At 49.7% G+C, this 14,541-nt stretch carries 10 protein-coding genes; 4 read left to right on the forward strand and 6 right to left on the reverse strand.

Features of this window, described 5'->3' with window-relative positions:
- Positions 1 to 49 precede the first annotated feature (49 nt).
- Positions 50 to 1,300, forward strand: coding sequence for an exonuclease SbcCD subunit D (locus NBH16_RS10840; RefSeq protein ID WP_048927761.1), 1,251 nt, complete (start codon positions 50 to 52; stop codon positions 1,298 to 1,300).
- Complete coding sequence (locus NBH16_RS10845) at positions 1,297 to 4,278, forward strand: AAA family ATPase (RefSeq protein WP_158532878.1); 2,982 nt, start codon at positions 1,297 to 1,299, stop codon at positions 4,276 to 4,278. Before NBH16_RS10840 ends, NBH16_RS10845 begins: the two co-directional genes overlap by 4 nt.
- Before the next feature lie 2 nt (positions 4,279 to 4,280).
- Here the strand turns inward: NBH16_RS10845 and NBH16_RS10850 are convergent, their stop codons facing one another.
- A complete protein-coding gene (locus NBH16_RS10850) occupies positions 4,281 to 4,865 on the reverse strand; it encodes a nitroreductase family protein (protein WP_008779572.1) in 585 nt (194 codons plus the stop codon).
- 29 nt (positions 4,866 to 4,894) lie between these two features.
- Positions 4,895 to 7,183 carry a cation:proton antiporter gene (locus NBH16_RS10855; RefSeq protein ID WP_008779573.1) on the reverse strand — a complete coding sequence of 763 codons (2,289 nt, stop codon included), beginning with the start codon at positions 7,181 to 7,183 and terminating at the stop codon, positions 4,895 to 4,897.
- 98 nt (positions 7,184 to 7,281) lie between these two features.
- On the opposite strand from NBH16_RS10855, the gene NBH16_RS10860 reads away from it, so the two are divergent.
- Positions 7,282 to 9,300, forward strand: a complete 2,019-nt coding sequence (locus NBH16_RS10860) for an alpha amylase C-terminal domain-containing protein (RefSeq protein ID WP_057325946.1) — start codon at positions 7,282 to 7,284, stop codon at positions 9,298 to 9,300.
- A gap of 22 nt (positions 9,301 to 9,322) precedes the next feature.
- Positions 9,323 to 10,300: a type I phosphomannose isomerase catalytic subunit gene (locus tag NBH16_RS10865; protein ID WP_048927764.1), complete on the forward strand. Its 978-nt coding sequence runs from the start codon at positions 9,323 to 9,325 to the stop codon at positions 10,298 to 10,300.
- Between the two features lie 56 nt (positions 10,301 to 10,356).
- Here the strand turns inward: NBH16_RS10865 and NBH16_RS10870 are convergent, their stop codons facing one another.
- From NBH16_RS10870 to hcp, 4 genes are read right to left on the reverse strand one after another with little or no spacing between them, the layout of a single operon-like run.
- Positions 10,357 to 10,929, reverse strand: coding sequence for a DNA-3-methyladenine glycosylase I (locus NBH16_RS10870; protein WP_048927765.1), 573 nt, complete (start codon positions 10,927 to 10,929; stop codon positions 10,357 to 10,359).
- Positions 10,930 to 10,931: 2 nt separating this feature from the next.
- Positions 10,932 to 11,879: a ketopantoate reductase family protein gene (locus tag NBH16_RS10875; protein WP_250788513.1), complete on the reverse strand. Its 948-nt coding sequence runs from the start codon at positions 11,877 to 11,879 to the stop codon at positions 10,932 to 10,934.
- Positions 11,880 to 11,928: 49 nt separating this feature from the next.
- The gene (locus NBH16_RS10880; RefSeq protein WP_005866243.1) at positions 11,929 to 12,786 is read right to left on the reverse strand and encodes a pyridoxamine kinase; all 858 of its coding nucleotides are present in this window, start codon (positions 12,784 to 12,786) and stop codon (positions 11,929 to 11,931) included.
- Positions 12,787 to 12,841: 55 nt separating this feature from the next.
- On the reverse strand, positions 12,842 to 14,488 hold the full coding sequence (gene hcp, locus NBH16_RS10885; RefSeq protein ID WP_250788515.1) for a hydroxylamine reductase: 1,647 nt from the start codon (positions 14,486 to 14,488) through the stop codon (positions 12,842 to 12,844).
- Between the last annotated feature and the right edge of the window lie 53 nt (positions 14,489 to 14,541).

Genomic DNA, 14,541 nt, shown 5'->3' on the forward strand with positions numbered 1-14,541 from the left:
ATCTGAAGGGAAAGAAGTACATTTGCCGGATCAAAATAGAAGAAGATAAATGGCATTGAAACTTATCCATACGGCCGACTGGCATCTGGGCCAGACCTTTTTCGGCTACGACCGGGAGGCGGAGCACGACGCTTTCCTCGGTTTTCTGACAAATCTTTTGGTGGAGCGGCAGACGGATGTCCTGTTGATCGCCGGCGACGTGTTCGACGTGACGAACCCTTCCGCCGGGGCGCAACGTCGTTTCTATCGTTTCCTGAAAGAGGCGAATCGCCGGAATCCGGGCTTGCAGATCGTGATCATCGCCGGCAATCATGACTCCGCGATCCGTCTGGAAGCCCCGAATCCCTTGCTGGAGGAATTGAATACCTCGATTGTAGGTATCGTGGGGAGGACGGATTCCGGGGAGATCGATCTCGGATCGCTCGTTGTCCCCTTGAGGAACCGGGCGGGAGAACGGGAGGCGCTTTGTCTAGCAGTGCCTTTCCTCCGCCAAGGGGATTACCCGGCGGCGTCCGAGGGAGAGCCCGACTCGTATGTGGCGGGCATCGGCCGGATGTACCAGCGGCTCTACGCTTATGCGGATGCCCGGAGGAACCCCGGCGAGGCGATCGTAGCCTTGGGCCACCTCCACGCCACCGGAGCCGAACTATCGGACGACGACCGGAGCGAGCGTGCCATCATGGGAGGGCTGGAGTCCGTATCTGCGGATACCTTCGACGCCGGGATCGCTTATACGGCGCTAGGGCATATCCATAAAGCGCAACGGATTGGCGGGCGCGAGGCGGTACGTTACGCCGGAAGCCCGCTTCCCATGTCGTTCTCGGAGAAGAATTACCGGCATCAAGTGATAGCCGTAGCGGTCGAGGAGGGGAAGGTCGCTGGTACCGAGGCGATCGAGATCCCAAGAGTTGCGGACTTGATGCGTATACCGGATAGCCCGTTACCCCCGGAGGAGGTCTTGCGATGCCTCGCCGGGCTTCCGGAGCCGGAGGTGGTCAGCGAGGATGAGAGCCGCTGGCCTTACGTGGAGATACGGGTCCTGCTGACGGAGCCGGACCCTACGTTCCGCCATCGGGTAGAGGAGGCGTTGGTCGGGAAGGCAGTCCGCCTCACCTCCATCGTTCCTTCGTATCCCCGGCGGGAAGGAGAGGCAGAGGAGCGGGCCTTGTCGTATAATGATTTGCAAAAGATAGCCCCGCTGGATATGCTGAGACATACGTTTGCCGTGAAATACGGAGGCGAGTTGCCCGAGGAGATAGAGACATTGTTTAATGAGGTGATGAGGGAGGTTTCTTTATGAGAGTGCTGGCGATCAGAGGACGCAATCTGGCGTCGCTGGAAGGAGAGTTTTCCATTGATTTTACGGAAGAGCCTTTGGCTTCGGCGGGTATCTTCGCTATATCCGGGCCTACCGGGGCGGGAAAATCCACGTTGCTGGATGCCATGTGCCTCGCCCTTTTCTCCCGTACGCCGCGAACGGAGCTGGCGAAGGAGAATAACGTGCGGCTGAGGGACGTGCAAGAGGATGTGTTGCCGCAAAGCGACCCCCGCTTCCTCTTGCGCCGTGGGACGGCCTCGGGCTACGCCGAGGTGGATTTCGTGGCGCTGAACGGGTGCCGGTATCGCGCCCGCTGGTCCGTATCCCGGGCCCGGGAGAAGGAGAGCGGACGTTTGCAGGCCGCCCGCCTTACATTATATAATATAGATGCCGGGAAAGAGGAGCCGGGAACCAACAAGGACCTGCAAGCCCGTATCATCGAGCTGATCGGCCTGACTTTCGATCAGTTCACCCGCTCGGTGCTCTTGGCCCAGAACGATTTCTCTACCTTCCTGAAAGCGGAGCAGGGCGAGAAGGCCTCCTTGTTGGAGAAACTGACCGGTACGGAGCAATACTCGGAGATCTCCCGCCGGATCTTCGCCAAGAACGCCGAGGCGAAGGAGGCCTACGAGCGGCTATGCGCCCGCGTACAAGGCATAGAGCTTCTATCGGAGGAGGAGGTGGAAGCCTCCCAAACCCGCCTTTCGGTCTTGGAGGGGGAGCTGGCCCGTCTGGAGAAGGCGAGGGTCGAGCGGCAAAGCTTACGGGAGGCCGTGAAAGCGGCCGAGGTCCAGATCGCCTCGAAGGAAAAACAGCGGGAGGAGAACGCTCGTTTCTTGGAACGGGCGTTGGCATCGCTGGAAACCGTAAGGAAGGAGTATGAGCAAGGAGAGGTGCGATTGGCGAGGACGGATGAGGAATCTAAGCGTCTGCGACTGGAATTGCAACAGGCCCGGAAACTGGACGTGCAACTGGAATCTGCCTTGAAAGCCCGCTCCGAGGCCGATGAACGGATGAAAGACTTCTCCCGGCGGAAGCAGGAGGCGGAAGAGAAACTCAGGAAGGTGGAAGAGCGGCAGAAGAAAGCCTCGGAGGAATGGGACAAGCTGACGTCGTGGCGTGAACGTTACCGGAGCAAGGAGGGGATCGCCGAGCAACTGTCGGCCTTGTTGATTCATCTGGATACCTGCCTTACGGCTCGCCGGGCAGTCGAGCGGTCGGACAAGGCCTTGCTAGCCATCCGACAGAAAATCCAGCGGTTGGAGGTTCGGAGGCAATCCTTGCGGCGGGAGGCGGAGACGCACGCCAAGGAACAGGTAAAGATTGAGGAAGAGCGGAAGTCCGTAGCGCTTGCCCTCAAGGAATTGGAACCGGAGGCTTTGGATCGATCGATCGAGACCTGCCGTACGGAACGGGAGCGTTTATTGTTGGAGCAAGCCCAGTTCGTGACGACTGGCGATATCAAAAGCCTGCGGGACAAGCTGACCGCCGGAACGCCTTGCCCGGTCTGCGGAAGCCTTGAGCATCCTTTCGCCTCTCACGAGGCGCATGAGCGTCTGTTGGCCTTGGCGGATCACATCTCGGAAGCTACCCTGCGCCTCAAGCGGCTTCTCGACCGGAAAGAACGGCAGGAGGCCTGCGGGAAACAACTCGCCGCCCTGCAACAGAAAGAACTGGAGCTGCATAAACAACTCGCCGCGGACGAGAACGCACGGACGGAATTAAGGAATCAGCTACAATCCCTGTCCGAGCAAATCGACCGGGAAGAATTGGATAAGCGGGAGCAGCAGGAGAAGCTGTCCCAATCCCTATCCGCCGCCAACGCCCTGTTCGGGAACGACGCATGGCAGACGGGCTGGAACAAGGAGCCGGAAAGCTTCCGGGAGACCTTGACGGATTTCGCCCGGCAGTGGCAAGCCAACGGGGAACGCTTGCGGGAATTGGAACGGGAGCGGAGCGCCTATAAAGCGGAACGGGAGTCGTACGAGGCTTTCCTCCCTCCCTTGCGCAAGCAGTACGAGGACGCCGCGAAAGCCTACGACGAGAAGAATCAATCCTATACCCGTTTGCGCTCGGAACGGAATCTCCTGCTGGGAGGCCAGCCCGCCGACCAGGTGGAACGTACCTTCCACGAACGGGTGGAAGCCTTGAAGAGCCATTTGAAGGAGCTGCAAGAGAGTACGACGAAGCACGCCGGCGAGGTGGAGCAATACCGGGGGATTACGGAACAGATCAAGAAGGATCTGGTGGAGACTTCCGGCCTTCTTTCCGCACGCCGGCAAGAACTGGATAACTGGTTGGCCGCCTACCAAGAGACCTACGAAGGCAAGACGCTGGAGGAATCCCTGTCGGAAATGACGGCCCAAAAGTCTGAATGTAGTTTCCGTCTGCGTACGCACGAGGAGAATAAGCGGAAGATAGCCGGCTTCCAGCAAGAGCTCTCGGAGCGGAGGGCGATGAGCGAGCGTTGGGCGAAGCTGAATGAATTGGCAGGCTCGGCGGATGGCGCCAAGTTCCGTAGGATCGCCCAAGGCTACACCTTGGATGTCTTGTTGAGTTACGCAAATGTGCAATTGCGGCAACTATCCCAGCGTTACCGGTTGGAGCGTGTGCCGGATACCTTGGCTTTGCAGGTGATCGACCAAGATATGTGCGACGAGATCCGTACCGTGCATAGCCTTTCCGGAGGGGAATCTTTCTTGGTCTCGCTGGCCTTGGCGCTAGGCTTGTCCTCTCTCTCCTCGAACCGGATGAAGGTAGAGAGCCTGTTTATCGATGAGGGCTTCGGCTCTTTGGATGCGGAGACGTTGCGGCTCGCTATGGATGCCTTGGAGAGCCTGCGTACGCAAGGGCGCAAGATCTGCGTTATCTCGCACGTACAGGAAATGACGGAACGTATTCCCGTGCAGATCCGGGTGAACCGGGCGGGAAACGGACGGAGTTATCTGGAAGTCATATAGCTTTACCAGCCATTGTGATGGATCTGTTGGACGTTGTATTTGTTTTTGGGAGTCTCTTTCTGCATGGGGTATCCCACAGGTATGACGTTCAACGGCATGATATGATCCGGTAGCCGAAGCTCTTTCCGGACGATCTCAATCCGGTCCGGATAGGGGTAAACAGCCGTCCATACAGCTCCCAATCCCATGGATTCGGCGGCAAGTAACAGGTTTTGCGAGGCGGCGGAACAATCCAGAAACCAAGCGTTGGAGGATTTGATCGTATCGCCGCAAACGACGATCGCTTGCCTTGTCTCTTTCAGCATCCGGGCGAAGGGAAGGCCTTCGGCCATCGTATCCAAGGCTTTCCGGTCGGTTACGATAATGAATTCCCAGGGTCGCCTGTCACGGGAGGAAGGGGCGGCCATTCCGGCTCGTATCAGTTTGTCTATCTTTTCCTTTTCTACCGGGCGATCCTTATACTTACGTACGCTTTTGCGATTGAGTATCGTTTCCAAGGTCTGGTTTTCCGGTTCCTGCCGCTGGTTCCCCGTAGAGGAGCAGGCCATGAGGAAAACGGTGATCAAGAAGAAAAGACAGATTCTCATAAAGACGGGTTTATATGGTTTATAACGGATTATTTACTTAATATCAACGTAGAAGGCATCTTCTGCAAGGCTTCTTTCCGGTGCTCGGAGACATCGTTCCATGTCTTATAACTGATCAGCATGAAGTTGAAGCCGTTGAAAGACTGGGGCGTAAGGTCTTTCTCTCGTAGAAGCGTGGTCTGCTTCACGTCTTCCGTGAATCGCAGGATTCCTTCCTTGATCACCTCGTTCCCCGGGGTCGTGCTGCTGGATTTATCAAGTACGCTGGCCGAGCCGTGTGTAGACTTCAATAAGGTCTGGGCGTATCCCAACAGGAATAAATCCTCCTCGGAGTCGATGACCACGATTACGTTCGATGCCTTGACGAAATTCCGGTTCACGAATACACCTACCGGGCAATTGCTTTGCTCGATAAACATCTTCGTCTTGTCTTTCAATAAGGCACCCGGATAAAACCAGGATTCCGGAGCCTTGAAGCGTTTGAAATAACGGTTGTAGAACGAGGCCCGATAATGGCTTGCCGCTATATCGTCCGGTGTGTTGCTCATCGATATCCCGGAACCGACCAGAAGGAAATCGTACCCCTCATTGTTTACGATGCTACAAATATCCACTCCGGCGTTGTTCGATACCTCGTAGCGGGTCTGTATCTGAATGCCCAGCTTCTTGGCCCCGTAAAGGATCGGGCCGAAGCTGACTTCCTCGAAATTATCCGTGTGTAGCGGGTTTACATCCGAGCCAACCGTCAAATGCAGTGCCGTCAGCTCCAGTTTGTTTTTGCCTTGGGCGAACATCTGGTAGGCTACGTCCAGCATGATCTGTCCATTTCCGGCTCGTCCGAAGGACAACAGTACCTTGAATATCCCCTCCAATGGCATTCTCTCTTTTTGCTCCATCAGCTTGTCATGCGCTCGGTAACAGAATTTGATGAATGAGACCAACGGTGTTGTCATAAAGGTGGTGACCAGCGTCATTAGCACTAAGATCACGAATACGGAAGGCGTCAATATCCCCATCTCGTACCCGATCGTCAATACGACCAGCTCCATCAACCCGCGGGTATTCATGAGCGCCCCTATGTATAGGCTATCCTTCCAGCTCTCACCCACGAATCGGGCGGAGAACATCGCTCCCCCAAACTTTCCCGCGATGGCCACGACTATGAAGATAAGGCATAGCCACCATAACTCAGGCTTGTTTAGAAGACCTATTTCCGTACGTAATCCGGTAGATACGAAGAATAAGGGAAGAAATAGAGCAAGGGATACATCCTCTACTTTCTCGGTCATGATCTTGCGGAATTTGACATTTCCCGGCATCACCACCCCTGCGATAAAAGCGCCGAACAAGGCATGCAATCCCAATATCTCAGTCAGATAAGCCGAGGTGATCAATAGCAAGAAGATGAAAGCTACTAGCCCCTTGTCGATTACCTCCTTGTTGTGGTAAATATGTCCGATCATCCGCAGGAATGGCCGCACCGCCAAAAACATAAACACTATGTAAAGGACTGAGAATAAAATGTTGTAAACGGCACTTAGCATCGAACCCGCTTGTGCGATCGCTATGACAACCGCTAGCAAGCACCATGCGGTGATATCCCCATTCGCTGCGCTTGCCAACGAGATGGTACCCAAATGTGTCTTGGTAAGTCCTTTCTCTTGGATAATACGTGCCAATACGGGAAAGGCGGTAATACTCATGGCGATACCTATAAACAAGGCGAAAGAGAGGAAAGGCGTACTCTTATCCGCATATTTGTCGTACACGAAATAGGCGGTCAACATACCGAAAAAGAAGGGGACGATCGTACTGGTATGACTGATTAAGATCGTCTCTTTCAGCTTTTTCCTTACCTCGGAGATATTAAGTTCCATCCCGATAGCGAACATAAAGAGTATAAGTCCGAATTGACTCAGCATATTTATATTCACCAACGATTCCACAGGGAAAAGGAAGGCGGAAGCCTCCGGGAATAAATTGCCTAATACGGACGGCCCTAGCACGATTCCGGCAACGATCTCGCCGATGACGGTGGGTTGCCCGATCTTCTGGAATAACCAACCGAACAAACGGCACGTAAGCAATATCGTGATGATTTGTAAAAGCAGAATTCCTATGGAAGACTCGATATTATGTACTAATAATTGAGTAAATATGGTAAATCCCTCTTCTAAATTACTAGGTGCGTTTTGGATGGACGCAATCGAATTTTCCAGTTGCTGACTTTCCCCTTCTTTGGCGATAAAGTACATCAGCGAACCGAAAATGAGGATCATCATTAGGTAAAAGGCTATACTTTTTGTTCCTTTGCTCATCTTTGTACGGTTTACCGCGAATATAAGAAATATCCTAATATTATCAATGGGTATGTTTTTTTCTTTTATCTTTGCCGAGAACCAAATTATAATAAATCATGGAGTCTCTAAATCTGATAAAAAATGACCCGTGGCTGGCCCCTTATGAGGCGGCTATAGAAGGCCGGTATCAATACGTGATTGATAAAGAAAAGAGCCTGACGAATAATGGTAAACTAACCTTATCCGAGATGGCTTCCGGATATCTTTATTTTGGGTTACACAAAACCACGAAAGGCTGGGTGTTCCGTGAATGGGCGCCGAATGCTACCGCTATTTATTTGATTGGAACATTCAACGGATGGCAGAAAGATAATAAATACAAGCTTAAACGTAAGGCGAATGGCGTATGGGAGATCGCTTTGACCGATGCGCAGATGTGTCATGAGGACTTGTTTAAGTTGCTGGTCGAGTGGGACGGCGGTAGCGGAGAACGTATTCCCGCATGGACTCGCCGGGTGGTGCAAGATGAGCAATCTAAGATATTCAGCGCTCAAGTATGGAACCCGGAGAAACCTTATAAATTCAAGAATAAACGATTCAAACCTAAGAAGTCTCCCCTTTTGATCTACGAGTGCCATATCGGTATGAGCACCAACGAGGAGAAGGTGGGGACGTATAATGAATTCCGTCAAAATATATTACCTCGTGTAGCGAAGGATGGTTATAACGCCATTCAGATCATGGCTATACAAGAACATCCCTATTATGGATCGTTCGGCTATCACGTAAGTAGCTTCTTCGCCGCCTCTTCCCGTTTCGGTACGCCGGACGAGTTGAAACAACTGATCGATGAGGCGCACGGGATGGGTCTCGCCGTGATCATGGACATCGTACATAGCCACGCCGTAAAGAACGAGGTGGAGGGATTAGGCCGCTTTGACGGTTCGTATGACCAATATTTCCTGAGTGGCGAACGCCGTGAGCATCCGGCATGGGATTCCCTGTGCTTCAATTATGGAAAGAACGAGGTGCTTCATTTCTTATTGTCGAATTGTAAGTTCTGGCTGGAGGAGTATAAGTTCGATGGTTTCCGTTTCGATGGCGTGACCTCCATGCTTTATTACAGCCATGGCTTGGGCGAGGCTTTCTGTAATTATGGCGATTATTTTAATGGCCATCAAGATGGCGACGCTATCGCTTATTTAACCTTGGCCAATAAATTGATCCATGAGGTGAACCCGGGTGCTATAACGATCGCTGAGGAGGTGAGTGGCATGCCGGGTTTGGCTGCCAAGGTCGAAGATGGTGGTTATGGCTTTGATTATCGCATGGCTATGAACATTCCGGATTATTGGATCAAGACGATCAAGGAAAAGAAGGATGAGGATTGGCATCCGTCTTCGATCTGGTGGGAGACGACGAACCGTCGTGCCGATGAGAAGACGATCAGTTATGCCGAGAGCCACGATCAAGCCTTGGTGGGTGATAAGACGATCATCTTCCGCTTGATCGACGCCGATATGTATTGGCATATGCAAAAAGATGACCATAATTTCATGGTAGATAGAGGTATCGCCTTGCATAAGATGATCCGTTTGGTTACGGCTTCTACCATTAATGGCGGTTATCTGAACTTCATGGGAAATGAGTTTGGGCATCCGGAATGGATCGACTTCCCAAGGGAGGGCAATGGATGGTCTTATAAATACGCTCGCCGCCAATGGAATTTGGTGGACAACTTGGATTTGAAGTACCATTTCTTGGGCGATTTCGACCGTGAGATGTTGGAATTGATCGGGGATGTGAAGAATTTCCAAGATACCCCTATCCAGAAGGTTTGGGATAATGATGGCGATCAGATATTGGCTTATATGCGTAAAGACTTGGTTTTTGTGTTCAACTTTAGCCCGACGAAATCGTTCACGGATTACGGTTTCTTAGTTCCGAAGGGAGAATATGAGGTCGTATTGAACACCGACGCTACCCGTTTCGGGGGGTTTGGCTTGGCTGATGATACCATAAGGCATTTCACGCAATTTGATCCGTTATATAAGAAAGAAAAGAAAGAATGGCTGAAACTTTATATCCCGGCACGTAGCGCCGTCGTATTAAGGAAAGTGAAGGTCAAAAAGTAAAACTCTATACACAAAACACGTTATGTTATATCCATTTACATTTAAGCCGATCCTCAAGAAGGTGATTTGGGGCGGTTCTGATATCTGCCCGTTTAAGGGCATTACTCCGGTTGAGAATGGTGTAGGCGAGAGCTGGGAGCTTTCTCATGTTGAGGGAAATTATTCTATTGTCGACAATGGTGAGCTGGAAGGTAAGTCTTTGGATGAGTTGATCCGCTCTTATGGCAAGGAATTGCTGGGAAAGAAGGTGATGGAGAGATTCGGGACGACTTTCCCGTTGCTAATCAAGTTTATCGATGCCCGTGATAATTTATCTATTCAAGTTCACCCGGACGATGAGCTGGCGAAAAAGCGCCACAACTCTTTCGGTAAGACGGAGATGTGGTATGTGATCAAGGCAGAGAAAGGCGCTGGCTTGTATTCCGGTTTCTCTGAGCAAATCGACGCAGAGGAATACGTGAAACGGGTGGAGAACAATACGATCATGGATGTGCTTCAACGTTACGACGTAAATGAAGGCGATGTATTCTTCTTGCCGGCGGGACGTGTGCATGCGATCGGAGCGGGTTGTTTTATCGCCGAGATCCAGCAGACCAGTAATATCACGTATCGTATTTACGATTACAACCGTAAAGATGTGAACGGTAATGGCCGTGAGCTGCATACGGAATTGGCGAAAGACGCTATCGATTATACGTTGTATCCGGATTACCGTACTCACTACAAAGGTCATACGAATGCCACGGTAGAGTTGGCGGACTGTAAATATTTCACGACAAACCTTTTGGATCTGGATACGATTATGGTTCGTAATTTCTCGGAACTGGATTCTTTTGTCGTTTACATCTGTATGGCAGGCAAGGCTTCCATCCGTGATAATAAAGGAAACGAGATCTTTGTTCACCAAGGTCAAACTGTCTTGATCCCTGCGGATACGGAGGTAATAACCATTTCTCCGGCTCCGGGCGCTAAGTTCATGGAGACTTATATCGGTCAATAAGATCAGCTCACTAAAATAATAATGAAGGCGGGAACATGCTGTTTCCGCCTTTTTTATTATCTTTTTCGGCAAACGCAGTCCACCAGATGATCGTTGATAAATCCCGAAGCCTGTAGGTGGGCGTAACAAATTGTAGGTCCGAAGAATTTGAATCCTCGTTTCTTCATATCCTTGCTCATGGCTTCGGATTCGGGAGATGATACCGGAATCTCACTCAATGACTGAAAGGTGTTGATAATCGGTTTTTGGTTAGGAAAGAATGATAGAGTGTAATTATAAAAGCTACCGAACTCTTTCTGTATGGAGAGAAACTGCCTTGCGTTTGTGATTGTCGATTTAATTTTCTGACGGTTTTTCACAATTCCCTCAAACTGCATCAACCGTTCAACATCTTCATCGGTCATTTGCGCCACTCTTTCGATATCAAAATCACAAAATGCCTTGCGATATCCCTCACGCTTCCTAAGGATAGTTATCCAACTTAACCCGGCTTGAGAACTTTCCAGCACAAGAAACTCGAACAGTGTTTTATCGTCAGTCACCAACTTTCCCCACTCTTGATCATGGTATCTCATATACAACTCGTCAGTTCCGCACCAACCACAACGCCCGTTTATTATATCTTGCATAATTATGATATTTCTGTTTTCTTCGGATAGGGATAAAAAGACAATCCGTTATACATAAATCGATAAGTAGGGACATCAACGCCGAGCTTCTCCGCTTGACGAATTACATATCCTGTCAATGTTTCCAACTCTGTTTTTTTCCCGGCGAGAAAATCACTATGCATGGAAGTCGTGGAGCCGGTCGGCATCATCTTTTGCGTCTCGATGGAAGTATAGACGATGTCATCGGGTAAACGGACTCCCATAGCCTCCGCTACGCTTTTTAATTCCGTACCCAAAGCGATGAACAGGTCGATATGTTGGGCTAGTACTTCATCAATGGGCTGGTTGAAGAAACTCGTAGCCGTAGCCGCCGTAGAAATCATGAAGAATTTCTTCCAGATGCGTAGGTCTATATCCGCTGGATTAAAAGCGTTTAACCGGGCATACATAAGTAATTTAAGCAACTCGGTTTGCTTATCTTTGTTTGCATCTTTGTTGCCGAAGAAAATACGTTCTTTCAAGGAGAATTTCAAGATAACACCCGGCTCTGTCAAGCGGGAACCGATGTAAACACATCCTTTCCAGACCTCTTGTTCGGGTAGTATATTATGGATTCGTTCTTCGATATCCAATCCGTTTAGCAAGGGGATGATAACGGTCTCAGGTCCGATAACAGGCTTTAGCTGCTGGATGTTTTCTTCTAGATCGTAACTTTTTGTACAACAGAAAAGGTAGTCTACCGGCCCTATCTCGGCGGGATTATCGGTGGCTAGTGCCGGAGCCGTATGGATTGTCCGGATGCCTAGTTGCATTTGTAAACCGTTTTCACGGATAGCCTTTAGATTTTCTCCACGGGCGATAAAAAAGATATCTGCTTTTATTGTTCCTTGATAGCGGGCGGCGACCATACCTCCGTAATAACCACCCACCGCACCGATACCAGAAAACGCTATTCTTAATTTAGCCATACTATTATATTCCTTTTATTTGCAAATATGAGAAAAAAAAGGCTCTCATTTATATCAGTTTCAGTTCTTTTAGTAAATCCGGAATGGATTGTTCGAAGTTCACGCCAAAGCGATAATCCGTTTGCGCCTTGAATGTTCGAAGAATACTTTCTGTCGTGAAGCGAACGGCTATTTCCGCAGATCTCTCCAAGTTGAAATTATTTAACAAACCGGACAGTAAAGCACTTGCGAAAACATCTCCCGTACCATGATAATAACCGGGTATTTTCTCTGTTAAAACATACTCTGTCGCATTTCGTTCCATATCGAAAGTGGCGGCTCCCAGTTCTTTCTCGTCGAAATAGACACCGGTCAAGACAACTTGCTTAGGGCCTAGCTGACTTAGTTTATGTAAAATACCATCGATATAAGCTTTGGTATAGGGACCTGCTTGGTAGGGTTCGCCCAACAATAATGCGGCCTCCGTCAGGTTCGGTACGATAATGTCCGCTTTTTCACAAAGGGATCTCATTCCTTTGGCGAATTTAGGGGTGAATATCTTGTATAGTTCTCCGTTATCGCCCATGACAGGATCAACTAGAATCAGGTTATCTTCCCGCTTGAAAAGGGAGAAGAACTCTTTTACGATATCTAATTGCTCGAAAGATCCAAGAAAGCCGCTGTAGACGGCGTCGAAACGGATATCCAATTCTTTCCAATGCTTCATGAACGGACGCATATCTTCCGTCAAGTCTCTATAAGTATAGCCGAGAATACCTCCTGTGTGTGTAGAAAGTATGGCCGTAGGTAAGGCGCTTGTCTCTATTCCTGCCGCCGAGAGGATCGGGAGGGCAACTGTCAATGAACATTTGCCAAATCCCGATAGGTCATGAATGGCGGCTACTCTTTTTTGTTGTTCCTTATTCATCTTGAATCGATTAAAATGTGATAGGAAAACAAGAGCGGATCGGGAAAGGTTTATTTTACTTTCCTAGAAATAGTTCCATGTCTTCGTCCACGCTACCTATTCCGGCGATCCCGAAATTATCGACCAATACTTTGGCTACATTCGGCGACAAGAACGCTGGCAATGTCGGTCCTAAGTGAATGTTTTTTACGCCTAGGTAGAGTAGGGCGAGTAATACGATTACCGCTTTTTGCTCGTACCATGCGATATTGTATGCGATAGGTAATTCATTGACATCATCCAGCCCGAAGATCTCTTTTAACTTGAGGGCGATCATCACCAATGAGTAACTGTCATTACATTGTCCGGCATCTAATACCCGTGGAATACCTCTGATCTCCCCCAAAGGCAGTTTGTTGTAACGATATTTGGCACAACCGGCGGTTAATATGACGGTATCTTTCGGTAATTTCTCGGCGAATTCGGTATAGTAGCTACGGCTCTTCATTCTTCCGTCGCAACCTGCCATGACAAAGAATTTACGTATCGCTCCTGATTTTACGGCATCGATAACCTTGTCGGCTAATTGGAATACCTGCTCATGAGCGAATCCACCGATGATTTCTCCGTGTTCGATTTCCGTTGGAGGGGCGCATTTCTTTGCGTGTTCGATTAACGCAGAGAAATCCTTAGAGCCTCCGGGCTTACGATCGGCGATATGTGGGAATCCTTCGAACCCGGTAGAGCCGGTCGTATAGACCCGATCGGCATAAGTGGCGGAAGAACGGGGAGGGACAAGGCAGTTGGTCGTAAACAGGATAACTCCGTTGAATGTCTCGAAATCAGATGTTTGTTTCCACCATGCGCTACCGTAGTTTCCTACAAAATGCTTATACTTCTTGAAAGCCGGGTAATAATGTGCAGGAAGCATCTCGCCATGTGTATAGACATCTATGCCTGTACCTTCGGTTTGTTCCAGCAAGTCTTGAATGTCTCTCAAGTCGTGTCCACTGATAAGTATACCCGGGTTCTTTCCTACGCCGATATTCACTTTCGTAATTTCCGGGTTGCCATAGGTGGAAGTATTCGCTTTATCTAATAAGGCCATGGCTTTTACTCCGTATTCGCCGCAGGTGAGTACCCATCGGGTTAAATCGGCGACGGTCAGGTCCGATTGAGTCGTTGCGACCAAGGCGTCTTGGATAAAGGCATAGAGGCTGGTATCCTCGAAGCCTAGATTGTAAGCGTGTTCCACGTAGGCAGCCATACCTTTTACCCCATAAGTGAGTAATTCTCGTAGAGAGCGGATATCCTTGTTTTCTGTGGCGAGAATACCTACTTCTTTCGATTTGACCTCCATTTCCTCTACTTTGTCCGATTTCCAAGTCAGACAATCGCAGGTTAAGGATGGATGGATTCCCTGTCGATGTAGCTCGTCGAGAAGGTTCTCCCGTAGCTGATAGGCTTCTTTGATCTTTGAGACGAATCTGGATGAATCGAAATTGGCGTTTGTGATGGTCATGAAAAGTCCGTCGACGATAAACTTGTTGGCCGTGGATGATTCCACGCCTCGCTTGCGTAAAGTCGTTGTTAGTTTGGAGATTCCCTTCATTAAGTACATCAGTAAATCTTGTAATCCGGCCACTTCGGCGGTCTTACCACATACACCTTTTAATATACAGCCCTTTCCTTGGGCGGTTTCTTGACATTGATAACAGAACATAGCTTTTATTTTATAAGTTTATCGCGAATGTAGGGGATAGAAGATCGTTTAAC

This window comes from Parabacteroides sp. Y3-G-102, assembly GCF_023656845.1.
GTDB classification, from domain to species: Bacteria; Bacteroidota; Bacteroidia; order Bacteroidales; family Tannerellaceae; genus Parabacteroides; species Parabacteroides distasonis.